Here is a 19,632-nt window from a genome sequence, read left to right as displayed (position 1 = left end):
CGCCGAGGCGCTTGAGCTTTTGCTTATTTCCAGTCGGTGATGCGATCGATTGGGAAGCGGACCGATTGGTAACCGTCTTCCGCGGCTTTTCCGATTGAGAGGAGCATGACCGGAAGGTAGCGCTCTTTCTCGAGGCCGAACGCTTCCGCGATGTTCGCTTTGTCATAACCACCGATCGGGTTTGTGTCGTAGCCGTGGGCACGGGCGACGAGCATGAGTTGCATCGCGACGAGACCCGAGTCGAGCAAGATGCTGTCTTTGACAGACTCTTTCGGTGCGTCTTTGAAGATGCCTTTGATCATGTCAACTTGACGGTCGCGGACTTCTGGTGGCATGAGGCCACGCTCGACGGCCGTATCAAAGATCTCCTGTGTGTAATCGGCCATCTGGTAGTCGGCAAAGATGGCGATAACGGCTGATGACGTCTCGACTTGGCGTTTGTTGAAGCTTGCGAGCGGAAGGAGTGTGTCTTTACCTTCTGCGCTATCGATGACGACGAAGCGCCACGGTTGCAGGTTGAGTGATGACGGTGCCGTCGTTGCTTCCTCCAGGATTTGTGTCATCTCTTCTTTTGAGATTTTGACGTTCTCATCATAGACGCGAATCGAGCGGCGTCCTTTGAGGATTTCCATAAAGTCTTTCTGTGTTGTCGTGTTCATATAAGGGTCTTCCTTTCATGTTGAATGTTGGTTTGTAACGTATTTAAAAGTTCGAGTAACTGTCGTTGCTCCTCTACCTTCATGTTTACAAAAAGACGGTCCGATAAGCACTTCTTTTGCTCGGTCCAATGTGCAATCCGCTCCCGACCGACATCGGTCAAATCGACAAAGATGACCCGATTGTCTTGGAGGCAGCGTTCGCGCGTGATCAAGCCCTGTGTCTCGAGCTGTTTCAAATGACGCGTGATGGCGGCATGATCGACGCCGACCCGTTGTTGCAGTTCACGCTGACGCAAAGGGCCGACGTGATGCAAGTTGCTCAAAATATCGAAGCGGGTCGAGCTGAGCCCGTCCATTTCCGTATCGAACAGTTGGGCCAGTTCTTTTTGTACGGTGATGACGTGGTAGAGAATCTCATCGCTGAGCGAACAGGCGTCGCGCATCGGGTATCCTCCTTCAAAAAACTAATTGATGAATCAATCATTGATAGGTCACACAATGTATACTAATCGGTTTTGAAATAGATCGCAAATAAAAAGTTTCAAAAAAACTGTTGTCAAACTGTTATATAATAGTCTATATTAAAGTCAACTGATATATAACAATTGAATGGAAGGATGTGACGGCTTGGAACATTACAAACAAGTAGGTACTTATCACGTACATGAAACGTTGCTCGACTTCATCTCGGCTCGTATATTGCCTGACGAAGAGGAACACCGACAATTTTGGCCTGGGGTCGGGCGCCTACTCGATGAGTTCATTCCTCGGAATGAGTCACTGCTTCACGAACGTGAGTCGTATGAGCGACTATTACAGGAATGGTACAGCGAGCACAAGCAAGCATTTGACATGGAAGACTACGAGCGTTTCCTTCGGTCCATCGATTACATCGAAGCAGCCGTCCCCGATTTCAACATCGACGTTACGGGTGTCGATTCAGAGATTACAAGGCAAGCCGGACCGCAGCTCGTCGTTCCGCTCGACAATGCACGCTATGCATTGAACGCGGCGAACGCCCGCTGGGGAAGTCTGTATGACGCCTTGTACGGAACGGACGTCATCGACGAAGAGGACGGGAAAACGAAGTCGAGTGGTTATAATCCAGTCCGAGGTGAAGCGGTCATCGCCTACGCCAAACAGTTTCTCGACGATACATTTCCGCTCCGGGAGGGCTCGCACGAAGAAGCGAACGGCTATCTCGTGTCAGAGGGCAGGCCATACGCCATCATCGAAGGGAACCGCATCGCGTTTCAAGACGATTGTCTCGTCGGTTATGTCGGGGAAACGAGTGATCCGAATAAGCTCTTGCTCGTCCATAACGGGATTCACGCCGAGTTGCAGTTTGACCGGGACCACCCAATCGGACGGGTCGATCGAGCAGGGCTCATTGACATCGAACTCGAGTCCGCCTTGTCTGCCATCGTCGACTGTGAAGACTCGGTTGCCGCTGTTCGGGCGGAAGACAAGGTCCACCTTTACGCGAACTGGCTCGGCCTGATGGACGGGACGCTCGAAGCAACATTCACGAAAGGAGGCCGGCCGCTCACTCGGAAGTTGAACCCTGACCGGAAGTATGTCGGGAAAGACGGGCGTGAAGTCACGCTTCCGGGCCGATCGCTCCTCTTTATTCGAAACGTCGGGCACTTGATGACGACAGACTTGATGCTCGACGCGGAAGGGCGTGAAGTACCGGAAGGGATCTTGGACGGGATTTTCACTGCGCTCATCGCGAGCCGCCATCTTGATGCCAGACGAAATTCCCGCGAACGCTCCATCTATATCGTCAAACCGAAGATGCATGGATCTAAGGAAGTCGCGTTCACGAACGACTTGTTCGATGCGATTGAAGATGTACTCGAGTTACCGCGTCACACGCTCAAAGTCGGCGTGATGGACGAGGAGCGACGCACGTCGCTTAATTTGAAGAACTGTATCGAGCAAGTGAAGGAACGCATCGTCTTCATCAATACCGGATTCCTCGACCGGACGGGTGATGAGATTCACTCCTCGCTCACGCTCGGACCGATGCGCAAGAAAGGCGAGATGAAGACATCGGAGTGGCTCGATGCTTATGAACGTCTGAATGTCCAGATCGGGCTTGACGCAGGATTCCATCAACGCGGGCAAATCGGGAAAGGGATGTGGGCGATGCCCGATCGGATGCGCGACATGATGCGTGAAAAAAGCAATCACGTCCGGTCCGGGGCGACGACGGCTTGGGTGCCGTCCCCGACGGCGGCCACGCTTCATGCGCTGCATTACCATCAAGTCGATGCGTTTGACGTTCAGCGTGAGTTGGTGAATCGTTCGTTTGATCCAGCAACTGAGCGAGGGCGTCTGCTCGAGGTACCACTCGCCACGCGTCTCTATACAGATGAGGAAGTGAACGAGGAGCTCGAGAACAACCTGCAAGGGTTGCTCGGATATGTCGTCCGTTGGGTCGAGCAAGGTGTCGGTTGCTCCAAAGTGCCAGATATTCATCACGTCGGGTTGATGGAAGACCGAGCAACGCTTCGTATTTCGAGTCAACATGTCGCCAACTGGCTATACCATGGAGTCTGTAGCCGTGAACAAGTCGAAGCGACGCTTTACCGGATGGCCGAGGTCGTCGACGCGCAAAACGCGGAAGATCCGCACTATCGTCCGATGACGCCAGATGTAGACCACTCTATCGCCTATCAAGCGGCGAAAGAGTTAGTGTTCGAAGGCGACGAGTCGCCGAACGGATATACGGAACCCATTTTGCACCGGCGCCGCCGACAGTTTTTACAACAAGTGACATTAGAACCAAACTTAAAAGGAGGAGCATCATCATGACAACGAAAAAAATCGAAAGCGAACAGTTGATTGAACGTTGGGTCGTCCGTCGGATCGTCTCGGGGGAATCGACAGCGGCGCTCGCTAACACGGCGTTCGTCTATGGGAACGATTTGATGCGCCTCGTGCTCGACCGGGCCGACGGATCGCTCCAAATCATGAGAGAGCCGGTCGAAGAAGTCGTCATATTCCGGAAACCAGAAGATCGTGACGAAAAAAACGTCTGTCGTTGCTGCGGCATGGAGCACTCGTCATTCAAAGCGGCGCTCGAATGCTGTGCATACTTGGATTAAACCCGCATTATCTGTTATATAACAAATAGTAAATATATGAGTTAATATAATACAGGAGGAATGGATATGAACGAACAACAAATGCAGCTAGAGAATATGTTACAGTCGGAACGGTTTAACGGGGTCGAACGTCCATATGGGGTCGAAGACGTGATGAGACTTCGGGGATCGGTACTAATCGAGCATACGCTCGCGACAAAAGGAGCGGAACGGTTATGGGAGTTACTCCACGAGCGGGACTACGTCCACGCGCTCGGGGCGTTGACGGGGAACCAGGCCATCCAACAAGTGAAGGCGGGCCTCGAAGCCATCTATTTGAGCGGATGGCAAGTCGCCGCCGATGCGAACTTGTCGGGTCACATGTACCCTGACCAAAGCCTGTACCCGGCTAACTCGGTGCCGAGCGTCGTCAAACGGATTAACCAGGCGCTTCAACGGGCCGATCAAATTCAAACGGCGGAAGGGAAAGGCGATACGCATTGGTTCGCCCCGATCGTCGCTGACATGGAAGCCGGTTTCGGCGGTGTGCTCAACGTGTTCGAGTTGACAAAGGCGATGATTGAGGCGGGTGCAGCCGGCGTCCACTTGGAGGATCAACTCTCTTCAGAGAAGAAGTGCGGTCACCTCGGCGGCAAAGTGTTGCTACCGACACAGACGGCCGTGAAAAACTTGATTGCCGCACGTCTCGCGGCAGACGTCATGGGTGTTTCGACGATTATCGTCGCCCGGACCGACGCCCACGCCGCGAACTTGATTACGAGCGACATCGACCCGATCGATCATCCGTTCATCGTCGGCGACCGGACGCCAGAAGGGTTTTATCGGACCGAGGCAGGAATCGAACAGGCGATCGCACGCGGTCTCGCCTATGCACCGTACGCCGACCTCGTTTGGTGCGAGACGTCCGAGCCTGATTTGGACGAAGCGCGTCAATTCGCGGATGCGATTCATGCGAAGTATCCGGGCAAACTTCTCGCTTACAACTGTTCGCCGTCATTCAATTGGAAGAAGAAGTTGTCGGATGACGAGATCGCAACGTTCCAACAAGAGATTGGTGCGATGGGATACAAGTTCCAATTCGTGACACTCGCTGGCTTCCACTCGCTCAACTTCGGAATGTTCGAACTCGCACGCGGGTATAAAGACCGCGGGATGGCCGCCTACTCGGAACTGCAACAGGCCGAATTCAGTGCAGAACAGCACGGTTATACGGCGACACGTCACCAACGTGAGGTCGGGACCGGGTATTTCGATGAGGTGTCTCTCGTCATCTCGGGAGGCCAGTCGTCAACGACGGCGCTCACCGGATCGACCGAGGCAGAACAATTTGAAGCGCCGTCCTATTAAGCGTCGCCCCTCCACAAGAGGGGCTTTTTTTGTGTCCAAATTCAGAACGCGTGCATCCTGTTCACTTAAATGTGACGTATTTCACATTTTTGTCGTCAAACTCTTGCTACGCTGAACATGTCAAAATGAATATGGAGGTTATGACAGATGACACAGACATTCACGGGCGATACGCACGTATCTGAAATCGTCAAACAATGCCCGCAAGCGGCAGACATTTTCAAACGGAACCGAATCGATTTTTGTTGTGGCGGCAACCGGCCACTCGCTGAAGCGACTGACAAATCGAAACGGTCGACGGAAGACATTTTAGAAGAAGTCAATGCGCTCTATCAACGCAAGCAAGAGATGAACGAGAAGAGCATCGATTGGGATGCTGCTTCTTCATCGGAATTGATTGAGCACATCATTTATAAGCATCACCAGTTTTTGACGGACGAATTGCCACAGCTCACACCATATGTGACAAAAGTGTTCCGGGTTCACGGACAAAACCATCCGCACCTCGGACGCATTCATCAACTGTTCAATCAATTGAAAATGGAACTTGAACAACATATCGTCAAAGAAGAGACAGAAGACTTCCCGACGTTGCTTCGTCACGAGACGGCACCGACAGCTGAAACGAGACGGGAGCTTGATGACATCTTGGCCTCGCTCGAGTCAGAACACGCGGCAGCCGGTGACATTTTAAAAGAGTTGCGTCAAATCACGAACGACTATACGCCGCCTGAAGGAGCGTGTGGGACGTATCGTCTTGTCTATCAACGGTTAGAAGCGCTCGAATCGGATACATTTGAACACATTCATCTCGAAAACAACATTTTATTCCCGCGGGCGCGCACGTTCGCTTAAGCAGTGGCACACCTCTACTTACGTGGGGGTGTCTTTTTGTGACGTTTGATACAGATGGGAGGCAAATCAAGCGCTACGATAAAGGGGAGGCAAAGGAGTGATTAGTCATGAAACGGGTGAGTGGAGTCATCGTAGGGGTGACGGTCGCCTTGAAAAAAGTCGATTTGACGTTCGAATGGGACGGGACACAGCTCATCATCGAGTCGTTTGTGAAGACGAAAGGCGATACCGGTGTCGAAATGGAGGCGTTGACAGCAGCAATGGTCGCCGCCTTGACCGTGTACGATATGACGAAAGCAGTCGATAAAGGCATCGTCATCGGACCGACGTACTTGCTCGAGAAACAAGGCGGGAAGTCAGGGGACTACATCCGATGACACCTGTCCCAGAACGTTACGCGCGGCAGGCCCGGTTCCACGGCATCGGGGTGGAGGGCCAAGAACGTCTGATGGAAAAATGCGTGCTCGTCGTCGGTCTCGGCGCGCTCGGGGCGGCCGTTAGCGATCAACTTGTTCGGGCCGGCGTCTCGCTCATCCTCGTCGACCGCGACTATGTCGAGGTGACGAACTTACAACGACAGACGCTCTATACGGAACAGGACGCACATTCCGAGACGCCGAAAGCGGTCGCAGCGCTCGAACGCCTGCGGGCCATCAACTCAGACGTTGAGTTGGACGCTCAAATCGCCGATGTCTCGTGGGATTGGCTTCGGCCTTTGCCGTCCGTTGATCTCATCTTGGACGCAACCGATAACGTCGAGACGCGTCTTCTATTGAACGATTTCGCACTCGAGCGTGGCATTCCGTTCTTGTTTGCCTCTTGCGTCGGGGCATACGGCATGAACTACACGGTGATGCCGGGAGAAGCGCCGTGTCTTCGTTGTCTCATGCGTCATTTGCCGCTAGCCGGGCAAACGTGCGCGACAGCGACTAGATGTCGCACGTCTCGTCGATGTGTCTTGTCCTTCTTGTCAAATTCACGACTATCCGAGCCTCGTCCCGAATCGGCAACAGACAGCACTCCTCTGTGGGCGTGACGTCGTCCAAGTCCGTCGGTCCATCGAAGGGCTTGAACCAATCGCACATCAACTCGAGCGTGCGGACATCGCTGTGAAACAGACACCGTTCACATTAGAATGGCGATGGCGGAATCATCGGATGCTTTTATTTAAAGACGGTCGTGTGCTCGTCCATGGAATCGATGACGCGAACGTCGCAATCGCGATGGTCGATGAGTGTCTTGGCGCATAAAAAAGTGTCCCCCGAAAAGCGGAGGACACTTTTTTGGTTAGCGTGGGATTGTAAGCACTTGCCCGACGCTAATCAAGCTGACGTTCGTAATATTGTTGGCGGCTGCAATCTTAGCGACAGTCGTGTTATACATCGTCGCAATCTTGTAGAGCGTATCCCCTGATTTTACCGTGTATTTCACCGTAGTCGTCGGTGGTGTGACGGTTGTACCTGGGATGATCAGTACTTGTCCGACATAGATGGAGTTGACGTTCGTAATATTGTTGGCGGCTGCAATCTTAGCGACGGTCGTTTTGTACAAAGTGGCGATCTTATAGAGCGTGTCACCCGATTTAACCGTATACTTGACGGTCGTCGTAGGTGGAGGAGTTACAGTGGTACCCGGGATGACGAGCACTTGTCCGACATAGATGAGACTGTAGTTTGTAATTTTGTTGGCCCCAGCGAGCGCAGCGACTGTGACGTTGTAAGCTCGGGCGATGCTATAAAGGGTATCGCCTGATTTGACGGTATACGTTTTGCTGGTAGATGTGTTTTGGTAAGCGAGCAATTGCGAGACGGTGACGAACTTGTAGCCTTTCGCTTTCAACTGGGCAATCATCGTCGGCAAGGCGAGTGGTGTACCTGGAGCGCCGGCACCGGTGTGCATCAAGACGATTGAGCCTGATTTGATGTTCGCCTGTACTTTCGTATTGATTTGGCTAGCAGTGACTCCTTTCCAGTCCACGGTATCGATGTTCCATTGAATCGTATAACCGTAGCCGGCAGCGCCGACTCCGCTCAACACGGCGCTATTGACGGCGCCGAACGGTGCCCGGAAGATTGGTTTTGTCGTTTTGCCAGTAAGCGATTTAATGAGCGCTTCCGTCCGATCAAGTTCTGATTTCATTTGCGTGGCGGTCAACTTTGTGAAGTCTGGATGGGTATATGAATGGTTACCGAGTTGGTGACCTTTAGCTGCGATGTTTTTAATGTATTGAGGATGGTTATTGGCGCCTGATCCAGTCAAAAAGAAAGTGGCTTTGACGTTGTTCTTGGCAAGTATGTCCAAAATCTTATTCGTATTCGTACCATCCGCCCCGTCATCGAACGTCAACGCGACAACTTTACTCGTCGTGTTCACGCTCGTGATGAATTTCGAAGCGGCGGCGTCAGCCGATTTTGGATAAGCGACTAACGGTGCCAACATGATCAACAAGGCCATCAACACACGTACAAACTTGCTCTTCATTTTGGTTTCGCCTCCATTCTTGGGTGTATGTATCTTGATGTTAAGGCTTTCCATATATTGAGCTGTGTATATATTTTATATACCCCCTTTTGATGGTAAACATCGTCTAACCCTAAAAATAGGGAAAGGAATTTTTGGATAATGACTCTTAATATTTGTGTTCAATTTATGAGTGACAAACGTGTCAAATATCACACAATCCTCACACATTTCCTAAAAAAGGGTGCTATCATGAACAATGTGTGAAGAATGTAAGCGATTGAATAGGGGGATTCAACATGAGCAAATCAATGAAACGGTTCGGGGTGGCATTTGGTCTCGTCGGTCTGTTCGTCCTTGGGGCGTGCGGAGCCGATGAAACGGCCAGTGGTACGGAGACGGTGCAGTCGATGGAACCGGTAGAAGCAGAATTAAACGTTCCGGCCACGGCGGACAAAGACGAGACGGTCACGTTGGCGGTTCGCGTCACACAAGACGGTGAAGCGGTCGATGATGCCGACGAGATTAAGTTCGAGGTCTGGAAAAATGGCGCCAAGGAAGAGAGTGAGATGACGAAAGCGTCGCTCACAGAAGATGGAGTCTACGAGGCGGAGACGACGTTTGTCGAAGAAGCAGTTTACACGGTGCAAGTCCATGTGACGGCCCGTTCGATGCATACGATGCCGACGACTAACGTTACGGTCGGCCATCCGGAGACGGCGGCCGAGGCTGAGGCTGAAGCTGAGCAAGACCATCACAACCACGCGGGAGCAGACATTGTCCTTGATCCGACTCAAGCTGTCGCCAATGAAGTCCAACCGTTCACAGTCAACGTCGAAATTGAGCATGAGGCGTTGACGGGTGCGGACGTCCAACTCGAAGTGTTCAAAGACGGAGCGGACAAGCACGAGTGGGTGAAGCTTGATGAAACGGAAGGCGGAAGCTATGCAGGTGAGCATACATTCAAAGAGTCAGGCATATACAACGTTCAAGTCCACGTGACGAAAGGACACGACATCCATGAACATATCATGGAGACGGTCGAGGTCAAATAAAAAAATCGATCGGCCGCGGCCGATCGATTTTTTTATGCGTTCTGATAGAGTGACTCGACTTGCTGTTGAAGCGATTCGTTCTCGAGGAACTCGTCGTACGTCGCTTCTTTGTCGACAATCCCGTTCGGCGTCACTTCGATGATGCGCGTGGCAATCGTCGAGATGAGCTGATGGTCATGCGAGCTGAAGAGGAGTACGCCTTTGAACGTTTCGAGACCGTTGTTGAGCGCTGTGATCGACTCGAGATCCAAGTGGTTCGTCGGATCGTCGAGGACGAGGACGTTCGAGTTCGAGAGCATCATTTTCGAGAGCATGCAACGCACTTTCTCTCCCCCTGAGAGGACAGATGCTTTCTTCATGACTTCTTCGCCTGAGAAGAGCATACGACCGAGGAAACCGCGAAGGAACGTATCCGACTCGTCGGCTGGTGAGAACTGGCGTAACCAATCCAAGATGCTCTTATCCGAGCCTTCGAAGTATTCCGAGTTGTCTTTCGGGAAGTACGACTGTGTCGTCGTCACGCCCCATTTGACCGTACCCGTGTCCGGTTCCATCTCGCCCATGATGATTTTGAAGAGCGTCGTGATGGCAACGTCCGAACGGCCGACGAATGCGACTTTGTCCGTCTTGTTGAGTGAGAACGTGACGTTGTCGAGTACTTTGACGCCATCAATCGTCTTCGAGACGTTGTCGACGTAGAGCACGTCGTTCCCGATTTCACGTTCCATTGAGAAACCGACGAACGGATAGCGACGTGATGATGGACGGATATCGTCGAGCGTGATTTTATCGAGCAACTTCTTACGCGACGTCGCTTGACGCGCCTTCGAGGCGTTCGAGCTGAAACGGGCGATGAAGTTTTGAAGTTCTTTGATTTTCTCTTCTTTTTTCTTGTTCTGATCGTTGGCCATACGCGAAGCGAGTTGGCTCGACTCGTACCAGAAGTCGTAGTTCCCGACGTACAATTGGATCTTCCCGAAATCAAGGTCGGCCATGTGTGTACAGACTTTGTTCAAGAAGTGACGGTCGTGGGATACAACGATGACGGTATTCTCGAAGTTGATCAAGAACTCTTCGAGCCATTGGATCGCTTTGAGGTCAAGACCGTTCGTCGGCTCATCGAGGAGAAGAATGTCAGGTTTGCCAAACAATGCTTGAGCAAGGAGGACTTTGACTTTCTCGCCACCTGTGAGCTCGCTCATGAGCTTGTGGTGTGATGCATCCGTGATCCCTAGTCCTTGAAGGACCATGGCAGCTTCTGATTCGGCTTCCCAACCGTTCATCTCAGCGAATTCGCCTTCGAGTTCAGCAGCGCGCATACCATCTTCGTCAGAGAAATCTTCCTTCATATAGATGGCGTCTTTCTCTTTCATGACTTGATACAAACGCTCGTGGCCCATGATGACCGTCTCGAGTACCGCTTGATCTTCGTACGCATAATGGTCCTGCTTGAGGACGGCGAGGCGTTCGCCAGGTGAAAAGCTGACGTCACCTGTTGTCGTTTCTTGCTCACCGGCAAGAATTTTTAAGAATGTCGACTTCCCGGCACCGTTCGCGCCGATCAAGCCGTAGCAGTTGCCTGGTGTGAACTTGATGTTCACGTCTTCGAACAACTTGCGTCCACCGAATTGGAGACTTACGTTATTTACTGTAATCATGTATAGGATCCCTCGTTTTTCTGATTAGTTTACGACGTGTATTGTATCACGTTTTTTGAAAACGCGCAGTCGTGGGTAAAAATGAAACAAACAGCAGCCTGATTCGTATAGAGAAGAAAGGGGGAATCAGCCATGAAAATAACGCTCTCGCTGAAAGAAGCGTGGTCAAACTACTACAGCCGAGATTTCTTCCGGCTCTGGGTCATCTTCCTCGTGACGAGCATCGGGTCGTATTTTCTATTCAGGGCCGTCATCGCCCCTGAACAAGTGGACGAAATTTTAGCTCAGCTCGGCGAATCATTTGAATCACAAGGATTGACGTTCGATTCGAGCGCACGCGAGACGATGATCGCCCTATTCGTGAACAATACGCGCGTCACGTTGCTCGCTTTCCTGCTCGGGATGATCCCGCTCTTCATCCCGTATATGTTCGTCGTCATCAACGCAGCGGTCATCGGCCTGGTCGCCATGCTCGTTGGGGTTGCCGGCGAGTCCGTGATCCGGGTCATCGTGCTCGGCATTTTGCCCCACGGCATCACCGAAATCTCGGCCATCTTGCTCGGAGCGGCGATGGGGTTGTCGCTCAACCGTTACATCTGGAAAAAACTACGCGGGAAAAAGACCGACGTCACGTTCAAGGCGTTGTTCGTGGCAGGCGTGAAGACATTCCTCGTCGTCGCAGTTCCGCTCCTCGTCATCTCTGCGATCATCGAGACGTACGTGACCCCACTGTTATTACAGTAAAAAAGCCATCGCTGATGGCTTTTTTACTTGAAATGAGGCGTCGTCTCGACACAGTGGGTTAAACGAATCCCTTCCGTAGACACCTCGCCATTCACTTGCCAGATTTCAAGTCCGTCCGCGATTGCGTCGCGAATCAGCTGCCGAATTCGTAAGTCATGTTTCCGATTCGGGTTGCCGGTGAAGATGGGCGCATCATATAAGAAAACATACAGCAAGACGGCCCGACCCGTTTTCGGCAACGTCGCAATGAGTGTCTCGAGATGTCGAATCAACCGTTCGGTCTCGATCGGTCTCGTCACCGCACGCCGTTCAAAGCGGGGGAGAGGCGTTACGAACAACTCGGCTAGAGGTGCTTTCACTTCGATATAAGTGCCATCGACTTTAAAGTCGATTCGTGACGCATCGACGACTTTCTCTCGTTCCACATGTTTCGGAGAAGGAAAAGCTGAAATCACGTTCGTCCGCAACCAATGTTCGACGAAATCGTTGACGCGGCCTTGATGAATTCCAATCCATTGTCGGTCCGCGTCGATCGAGATGGCCTCCACTGTGAAGGCGGTGTTCCGTCGCGGGTCGTCCGTCGCTGAGACGAGGCAAGGCACCCCGTCGAAGACGAGGTCGCCAATGCGACCGGTGACCGGACAGTGGCAGGCGACGACAGTGTCGCCGAGCAATACGTCCATCACGAACCGATTGCGGCGTTTCAGGATGACCCCTTCCTGCAGGGGAGATACAAAGCGATACATCGTCAGACGACGCGCGTGACCGTCGTGTCGAGTTCGAACGCGACGTTGCCGGCCAAGGCGCGTGAAATCATACAGCCATCCTTCGCTTTTTTGGCGATTCGTTCGACGAGCGTGATATCGCGATCTGTGGCCGTTTTTGGAACGTTGATTCGTGTCGTGTAGCGAATCGTCTCATACGTGAAGACACCGTTCGTCACGTCGACGATGCCTTCGGCGTCAATCGTGATGCCTTGATGAGGCAGTTCGCTTCGCCCGAGCATAGCCGCAAGTGTGATGATATAGCAGGTCGCCGCAGCACCGAGCAACATCTCATCCGGGTTCGTCCCGATGCCCGGTCCGTCCATTTCCGGGGGAATCGATATCTGTGTCTTTAACCGTTCGGCCTCGATCGTTCCGACGTCGTTGCGTCCGCCGGTCCAGTCGAGGTTCATTTGAAACGTATGCTTCATAAAAAATCGCCTCCAATGTCTCTATTCTAGAAGAGAACGATTGGAGGCGCATGTGTTATGCTCGCGCGCGTTCAGCGAACGTACGGAGCGTCTGGATGATGACGTGGGTCGCTTTTTCCATGTTGTTGACGGAGACGTACTCGAACTTGCCGTGATAGTTCTCGCCGCCCGTGAAGATGTTCGGGGTCGGGAGTCCCATATACGACAGTTGCGAACCGTCCGTCCCACCGCGAATCGGTTCGATTTTCGGTTCGATGCCAAGTTCGCGCATGACGTCGGCGACGGTGTCGACGATGTGTTTCACCGGCTCGATTTTCTCGGCCATGTTGTAATATTGGTCGTCCATTTTTAAGTCAACGCGTGCTTCGCCGTACTTCTGTTTCCATTCGACGACGAGCTTTTCAAGCAACGCTTTGCGCGCCTCGAACTTCGTGCGGTCGTGGTCGCGGATGATGTATTGCAGCGTCGTCGTCTCCACGTCGCCAGAGAAGCCGTTCAGATGGAAGAAGCCTTCATAGTCGCTCGTATGCTCTGGGGCTTCATCAGCCGGAAGGCGGTTGTGGAACGCCATCGCCAACTTCATCGAGTTGACCATCTTGTTTTTGGCACTGCCCGGGTGCACGTTCGTCCCATGGAACGTGACCGTGGCGCCGGCAGCGTTGAAGCTCTCGTATTGCAGTTCACCGAGCGGGCCGCCGTCCATCGTATAGGCGAAATCGGCGTTGAAGCGGGCGACGTCGAACTTATGTGGTCCGCGGCCAATCTCTTCGTCCGGTGTGAAGGCGATTCGCACCGGGCCATGCGGGATTTCCGGATGGGCCAATAAGTATTCGACCGCGGTGACGATCTCGGCCATGCCGGCTTTGTCGTCGGCACCGAGCAGCGTCGTGCCGTCTGTCGTGATGAGTGTATGTCCAACGTAGCCATCGAGCTCCGGGAAGTCACGCGGCGACAAGATGACTTGGAGCGCCTCGTTCAAGACGATATCGCCGCCCTCGTAATGTGCGACGAGTTGCGGGTTGACGTTCGTCCCGGTGAAGTCGGTCGCCGTATCGACGTGGGCGAGCAGGCCGATCGTCGGTACGTCATGGTCGACGTTACTCGGAAGGGTGGCGAACAAGTAGCCATAGTCATCCGTCTCGACGTCCTCGAGTCCAATCGCTTTTAACTCAGCCTCGAGATGGCGAATCAAATCCCATTGTTTCGCCGTCGACGGTGTCGTCTCACTCGTGAAGTCGGACTGTGTATCAATTTTTGCATACGTGATTAAACGTTCAATTAATTTCGATTGCATGGTCTGCCTCCTCTAATCAATCTGTTCTCGTTTAGTGTAGCATGAGAGCCGGTTTTGAGAAGTATCGAAATTGTTTGAAAATAAAAAGAGAGGCGCTAAGGCCTCTACTTTTACTCAATTTGTATGAAACAAGGGTGCTGGCCTTTTTTAAAGAAGGAACGGCAGGAGAAACGGCAACAAAAACGACGTGAAGATGGCGGACAGGCCCATCGCCGCGCCCCCGGTGGCCCCTGAGAGCGGATGTTCTGTCGCGGCTTGAGCCGTGCCGATGCCGTGGCTGATCGTTCCGAGTGCGAGTCCTCGCGTGAACGGATCAGTCACTTTGAAAAGCGACAACATTAGCGGACCGAACATGGCACCGAGTATGCCACAGGCGACAGTGATGGAGGCAGCAAGCGCCGCGTCTCCTTGGAGCTGTTTTGCCAGTTCGAGTGCAATCGGAGCAGTGACGGATTTGACCGCTAGCCCGATGAGCACTTGGTCCGTCAGTTTGAGCGCCGTTCCAATCATGACTGCGACGATAATCGTCGAGACGGTACCGGCAACGATTGCACTGAGGGCACGTCTCGCGCGTGCGAGTAGCGTCGGCAAGTTGCGGTACAACGGCAGACCGAGGGCGACGGTCGCCGGGCCGAGTAAAATCGTGATCAAATCTTTGGCCGGTTCATACACGTCGTACGGTTGTTCAAAGAGAAGGAGGATCACAATCAAAATAGTTGTGCTCAAGAAGACGACGTTCGTGAACGGAGACGCCCATTTAAATGATAGTTTTCGGCTGATGAGATAGACACCAACTGTGACGAGTACCCAAAATAATGTCATGACGCTTCACCTCGTCTTCCGGAGATGATGGCGGTCACGATGAGCCCCACACTTAGACTGATCATCAAGGCGAGAAAGAGCGGGATCCCTTCTGCTTTTAATAGATTACTATAAGACATGAGACCGACCGCAATCGGGATGAAGAAGAAAGCGAGATGTTTCGTGAGGAAGCCGGCACTGTCCTCGATCCATTCGACTCGGATGATTTTTGTCATAAGGAATATCAACAACAGCATCATCCCGACGACGTTCCCAGGCACTTTCCATTCTAAAGTGGCGACGATCCAATTGCCGAGCGCGCTTAACCCGAATAAGAGCGAAAGGCCGATCATCCATTTGATAAAGAGTTGCATGTATACCATCCCTTCGCGAATACGTTCAAAACGTAAGAATTTTCTCAGATTTATTTGTACAGGTCAAGGTTAGGCAATCATCAAAAAGTGAAGTTCTTCTCTCCAAAGAGGTTTTATAAAAGTACGGAAAGAGGTGTGGAACACATCAAAAATGACCGAATCGAAAAGAGAGTCGACCCTGTGCGGGCGACTCTCTTTTGAATTACGCTTCTTTTTTCTTACGGAACCGTGCGAAGAACTCATACACGATTGGAACGATGAGGAGCGTCAATAGCGTTGAACTTGTCAATCCACCGATGACGGTCACACCGAGACCTTTCGAAATCAAAGCGCCACCTTCAAGACCGAGCGCGAGCGGTGCGAGGGCACCAATCGTCGCGAGTGCCGTCATGAGGATTGGACGGAGGCGCGTACCGGCTGCCTCGAGCAAGGCATCACGCGTCGAGAGACCAGCTTCTTCTTTATGAATAACACGGTCAATCAAGACGATGGCGTTCGTGACAACAATCCCAATCAACATGAGCGCTCCAATCAAGGCAGATACCGAGATCGTCTCGCCTGTAATGAGGAGAGCGACAAGTCCCCCGATAATCGCGTAAGGGAGCGAGAATAGGACGACGAACGGCGTGACAGCACCACCGAACGTGATAACAAGCACCAAGTAGACGATGGCGACGGCCGCGAGCATGGCGAGACCGAGCTGGGTGAACGATTCTTGAATCTGTTCAGTGACCCCACCGACGTCATACGAGACACCAGTCGGGAGCTCGATGTCAGACACACGTTCTTCGATAGCAGCCGAAGCTTCCGTCGCTTTGTCCGTGCTGAGCTCGACGTTGACGCGAGCGAGGAGCTTCCCGTCGCGTTGGACGAGCGTATCCGGTGTCGTACCTTCCTCGACTTCGATGAAGTCCGAGATTGGCCGAGGGCCGAACGGCGTCGTCACTTCTTGTTCTTGCAACTCTTCGATGCTGTCGTACGTGACTTGTTCTGTCGGGATGATGACATCGAGTTGCTTGTCATCGATCGTCACGGTCGAAAGCGGGCTTTCTTGCGCTTGGAACTGTCCAATCGTCTGGGCGAGCTGAGCGGCCGAGACGCCTGCCTCAGCAGTAGCTTGCTGGTCGACGTTGAACGTGTACTGCACGTAAGATTCGCGAAGATCGGACGTCGCTTGACGGACGTAATCCGTCTCTTCTTCAATCGTCTCGATGAATGTCGGGACGATGGCTTCTAGATCTTCGAGCGAGTTGGCATAGACGTTGTACGTCACGCCACTCGTGCCGGCGCCGCCGGCGAAGTCTTGCTCTTTCCATTCCCCGCCTGTAGCGAGTTCGTTCAAGCGTTCGACGTCAGCGATTTTGACGTCAGCGAAATCTTCTGTGTCCGGGTCATACTGGACGATGAAAATCCCTTGTTTGTTGTTCCCCGGGTTGAGCGGGTTCTCGCCACCGACCGTGAATTGGACGTCGGTCGCGTCTGCTTGCTCTTCCATGAAATAAGTTTCGGCGATTTCAGCTGCCGCAATCGAATCGTCAAGTGTTTGGCCCGGTTCTGGGTCGAACGTGACGTAAAGCGTCTTCTCCGACTCTTGGTTCAAGAAGTTGACCCCGATGGCTGGGACGAGGGCGAAACTTCCGATTAAGAGTGCTGTCGCGAGACCGAAGACGACGAGTTTATGGTTGAGCGACCAGTTGAGGACACCACGATACCATTGCGCGAGCTTCCCTGGTCCTTCTTCTGGTTTCAATTTATCGCGGTTCTTAAAGAACGAGTCGGCCATCATCGGTACGACCGTGATCGCGACGAGTAATGACGCGAGCAAGGCGAAGACGACGGTCAAGGCGAACGGTAAGAACAGCTCACCGACGAAGCCAGTGACGAACCCGAGCGGCAAGAAGACAGCGATTGTGACGATCGTCGACGACGCGATCGGAATGAACACTTCTTTCGTCGAGGCGATAATCAGTTCTTTGCCTCGCAACGTTTCGTTCGGACGGGTGAGGCGGCGGTAAATGTTCTCAATGACGACGATGGAGTCGTCGACGACGCGTCCGATGGCGACGGTCATCGCGCCGAGCGTCATGATGTTAAGCGTGATGTCGAGCTGTTTCAAGACGATCAATGCCATAAGGAGCGAGAGCGGAATCGAGATGACCGCAATAATCGTCGAGCGGAAGTTACGAAGGAACACGAGAATGATCAAGATGGCGAACAAGCCACCGAGCAACGCTTTCGAGACCATCGTCTCGACCGATTCTTCAATCGGTTGACCTTGGTCGAGCGTGACCGATACTTTGGCCGTGTCATAGTCGGCTTCGAAGTCGGCGAGCACGTCTTTGACGGCGTTGACGACGTCGACGGTGTTCGCATCTTGTGTTTTCGTCACTTGAATCCCGATGGAACGTTCCCCGTTCGACCGTGAAATCGATTCCTCGATCCCGCGGTCTTCAATCGTCGCGAGTTCGCTCAAGGCGACGGTCGGGACAGTCGTCGGGATGTTGGCTGGTGGCACGGCACCTGGCACTTCAGTCGGGACTTGTGGAGTCTCGCCAGTCGGAAGTTCTGTTGGCGCACCTGGCACCGGCTGTTCCGTTTGTGCGGGTGAGTACGGGATTTGGAGGTCGCGGAACGCCTCGAGCGTCTCTGACTTCCCGTCGATGACGACGGCTTGTTCCGTATCACCGAGTTCATACAAGCCGAGCGCGATGCGGGCATCGTTCGCTTGAATCAACTGTTTGACCGTGTCTTCCGTCAAGTTGTATTCGGCAAGTGCCTCCTCGTCGAACTGAAGCTCGACGCGACGAATCTCTTGTCCGGCGATTTGCACGGTCTGAGCGCCTTCGACACCTTCAAGCGCTGGTTGTAACTCATCTTCAACCAATTTCGTCAATTCAGCCAAATCGAGACTCTCATCCGAGACGGCTGCCCCGATGACCGGGAACGCGTCAAAGCTGAGACGCGACACTTGCGGGTCTTGAACGGCTTCAGGCAACTCGACGTTGCTGAGCGCGTCTTTGACGAGTTGTTCAGCCTCTTCCATGTCGGTGCTGAAGTCGTAATCAATTTGAATGTTTGAAGCGTTCTGGAACGAAGACGAACGAACTTGTTCGACACCGTTCAAGCTCTTCAAGCGCTCTTCGAGCACGGTGCTCACTTCATCGAGCACTTGTTCAGGTGAGGCTCCTGGATAAATCGTCGTCACCGAGACGGTCGGTGTCGTGATGTCAGGCAATGTTTCTAGTTTCATCGTCAAGCCGGCGAAAATTCCGGCGGCTGTCAAGATGATCGTCATCAACCAGACTGCGAACTTGTTGTTGACGGAGAAGGACGTGATTTTCTGCATGGGGTTCATTTCTCCTCTGATGGTTTAGTCTGTTTTACCCGCATCGATATGCCGGGCTCGCTCGATCAAGCGAGCGATAATGTCGTGCTTCAAGGCAGGGGGGGCGACGCCGACGTTGAAGTGCTCGGACATCATCATGCCTTCGAGTGCATAACGGATGATCATCGTCTCGACGGGGTCGCTCGTCTGTTGAAACGCTGCGAAGAACGTGTCGAGGTCATGCTTCCACCGTTCGGCGTACTCTTGGTCGACAGCGAACAGCGTCAAGAAGGCAATCATCTTCTCGGCGTCGATTTGAATCGGTGAACGCTCGGGATGGAGTTTCGTCTCGTCAAATAGGCGGACGAACGCTTCGACAGGACCGTTGCCGTCCGCTTGAAGCGACTCGTACAACTCGTTTTGCTCGGTTTGGAGCCGTTCGACGATGGCGGTCAACAGCGCTTCTTTGGATGGATAATGATACAGGAGACCACCTTTCGAGACGCCAGCCGTCTTGGCGACTTCATCTAATGTAAGATGATGCACACCATGCTCCATGATGATATCCGTCGCGGCATCCAACAATTTCTGTTTCGTGATCATTGATCGGTTTGTCATGTCATGCCTCCTTTCTGTACCGACCAGACGGTTTGTTCTCTTTCACTATAGAGGGCTAGTCGTTTTAAAGTCAAGAAATGATAAGGTCAAAACTGTTAAGTTATATACGTATAACTACGGTAAACGATTTCAAA

18 protein-coding genes and 1 pseudogene are annotated in these 19,632 nt (G+C 52.8%); 8 read left to right on the top strand and 11 right to left on the bottom strand.

What is annotated here, in order from left to right:
* Positions 1-23: 23 nt before the first annotated feature.
* On the bottom strand, positions 24-659 hold the full coding sequence (locus KNP64_RS09485) for a nitroreductase family protein (RefSeq protein WP_034780571.1): 636 nt from the start codon (positions 657-659) through the stop codon (positions 24-26).
* A complete protein-coding gene (locus tag KNP64_RS09480) occupies positions 656-1,102 on the bottom strand; it encodes a MarR family winged helix-turn-helix transcriptional regulator (protein ID WP_029596329.1) in 447 nt (148 codons plus the stop codon). Before KNP64_RS09480 ends, KNP64_RS09485 begins: the two co-directional genes overlap by 4 nt.
* Positions 1,103-1,286: 184 nt before the next feature.
* On the opposite strand from KNP64_RS09480, the gene KNP64_RS09475 reads away from it, so the two are divergent.
* The 6 genes and pseudogenes from KNP64_RS09475 to KNP64_RS09450 all read left to right on the top strand — a co-directional run bounded on the left by KNP64_RS09475 (position 1,287) and on the right by KNP64_RS09450 (position 7,010).
* The gene (locus KNP64_RS09475; protein WP_251126389.1) at positions 1,287-3,479 is read left to right on the top strand and encodes a malate synthase G; all 2,193 of its coding nucleotides are present in this window, start codon (positions 1,287-1,289) and stop codon (positions 3,477-3,479) included.
* Positions 3,476-3,772: a hypothetical protein gene (locus KNP64_RS09470; RefSeq protein WP_214792928.1), complete on the top strand. Its 297-nt coding sequence runs from the start codon at positions 3,476-3,478 to the stop codon at positions 3,770-3,772. The genes KNP64_RS09475 and KNP64_RS09470 overlap by 4 nt, the downstream gene beginning before the upstream one ends.
* A gap of 66 nt (positions 3,773-3,838) precedes the next feature.
* A complete protein-coding gene (gene aceA / locus KNP64_RS09465; RefSeq protein WP_371815320.1) occupies positions 3,839-5,119 on the top strand; it encodes an isocitrate lyase in 1,281 nt (426 codons plus the stop codon).
* Positions 5,120-5,266: 147 nt separating this feature from the next.
* Complete coding sequence (gene ric / locus KNP64_RS09460; RefSeq protein ID WP_128123069.1) at positions 5,267-5,974, top strand: iron-sulfur cluster repair di-iron protein; 708 nt, start codon at positions 5,267-5,269, stop codon at positions 5,972-5,974.
* A 101-nt stretch (positions 5,975-6,075) separates the two neighbouring features.
* Positions 6,076-6,351 (top strand): annotated as a pseudogene (locus tag KNP64_RS09455) (cyclic pyranopterin monophosphate synthase MoaC); the annotation flags it as partial.
* Positions 6,348-7,010: a ThiF family adenylyltransferase gene (locus tag KNP64_RS09450; RefSeq protein WP_427376849.1), complete on the top strand. Its 663-nt coding sequence runs from the start codon at positions 6,348-6,350 to the stop codon at positions 7,008-7,010. The pseudogene KNP64_RS09455 and the gene KNP64_RS09450, both read left to right, overlap by 4 nt.
* Before the next feature lie 251 nt (positions 7,011-7,261).
* On the opposite strand, the gene KNP64_RS09445 is transcribed toward KNP64_RS09450, so the two are convergent.
* On the bottom strand, positions 7,262-8,455 hold the full coding sequence (locus KNP64_RS09445; protein ID WP_214764088.1) for a LysM peptidoglycan-binding domain-containing protein: 1,194 nt from the start codon (positions 8,453-8,455) through the stop codon (positions 7,262-7,264).
* A 278-nt stretch (positions 8,456-8,733) separates the two neighbouring features.
* On the opposite strand from KNP64_RS09445, the gene KNP64_RS09440 reads away from it, so the two are divergent.
* Complete coding sequence (locus KNP64_RS09440) at positions 8,734-9,489, top strand: FixH family protein (protein ID WP_214764087.1); 756 nt, start codon at positions 8,734-8,736, stop codon at positions 9,487-9,489.
* 32 nt (positions 9,490-9,521) lie between these two features.
* Here KNP64_RS09440 and KNP64_RS09435 read toward each other — a convergent pair whose 3' ends face one another.
* Entirely contained in the window at positions 9,522-11,147 is a 1,626-nt protein-coding gene (locus tag KNP64_RS09435) for an ABC-F family ATP-binding cassette domain-containing protein (protein ID WP_034780623.1), read from the bottom strand.
* A gap of 132 nt (positions 11,148-11,279) precedes the next feature.
* Here KNP64_RS09435 and KNP64_RS09430 point away from each other — a divergent pair, with 132 nt between their 5' ends.
* Positions 11,280-11,891, top strand: coding sequence for a stage II sporulation protein M (locus KNP64_RS09430; protein WP_214792930.1), 612 nt, complete (start codon positions 11,280-11,282; stop codon positions 11,889-11,891).
* A 23-nt stretch (positions 11,892-11,914) separates the two neighbouring features.
* Here KNP64_RS09430 and KNP64_RS09425 read toward each other — a convergent pair whose 3' ends face one another.
* The 7 genes from KNP64_RS09425 to KNP64_RS09395 form a co-directional block, all read right to left on the bottom strand.
* Positions 11,915-12,637: a DNA/RNA nuclease SfsA gene (locus KNP64_RS09425; protein WP_114164931.1), complete on the bottom strand. Its 723-nt coding sequence runs from the start codon at positions 12,635-12,637 to the stop codon at positions 11,915-11,917.
* Positions 12,638-12,639: 2 nt separating this feature from the next.
* Entirely contained in the window at positions 12,640-13,086 is a 447-nt protein-coding gene (locus KNP64_RS09420; protein ID WP_114164930.1) for an OsmC family protein, read from the bottom strand.
* Positions 13,087-13,141: 55 nt separating this feature from the next.
* Entirely contained in the window at positions 13,142-14,380 is a 1,239-nt protein-coding gene (gene pepT, locus KNP64_RS09415) for a peptidase T (protein WP_138860119.1), read from the bottom strand.
* A gap of 147 nt (positions 14,381-14,527) precedes the next feature.
* A complete protein-coding gene (locus KNP64_RS09410; protein WP_138860118.1) occupies positions 14,528-15,202 on the bottom strand; it encodes an LrgB family protein in 675 nt (224 codons plus the stop codon).
* Positions 15,199-15,555, bottom strand: a complete 357-nt coding sequence (locus KNP64_RS09405; RefSeq protein ID WP_214792933.1) for a CidA/LrgA family protein — start codon at positions 15,553-15,555, stop codon at positions 15,199-15,201. The genes KNP64_RS09410 and KNP64_RS09405 overlap by 4 nt, the downstream gene beginning before the upstream one ends.
* Before the next feature lie 202 nt (positions 15,556-15,757).
* On the bottom strand, positions 15,758-18,901 hold the full coding sequence (locus KNP64_RS09400; RefSeq protein ID WP_214764085.1) for an efflux RND transporter permease subunit: 3,144 nt from the start codon (positions 18,899-18,901) through the stop codon (positions 15,758-15,760).
* A 24-nt stretch (positions 18,902-18,925) separates the two neighbouring features.
* The gene (locus tag KNP64_RS09395) at positions 18,926-19,498 is read right to left on the bottom strand and encodes a TetR/AcrR family transcriptional regulator (protein WP_138860114.1); all 573 of its coding nucleotides are present in this window, start codon (positions 19,496-19,498) and stop codon (positions 18,926-18,928) included.
* Positions 19,499-19,632 lie beyond the last annotated feature (134 nt).

Source organism: Exiguobacterium sp. s64, from assembly GCF_018618035.1.
GTDB classification, from domain to species: Bacteria; Bacillota; Bacilli; order Exiguobacteriales; family Exiguobacteriaceae; genus Exiguobacterium; species Exiguobacterium mexicanum_A.
Note: the sequence above shows the minus strand (reverse complement) of the source record. Positions and strands in the feature narration are given on the sequence as shown.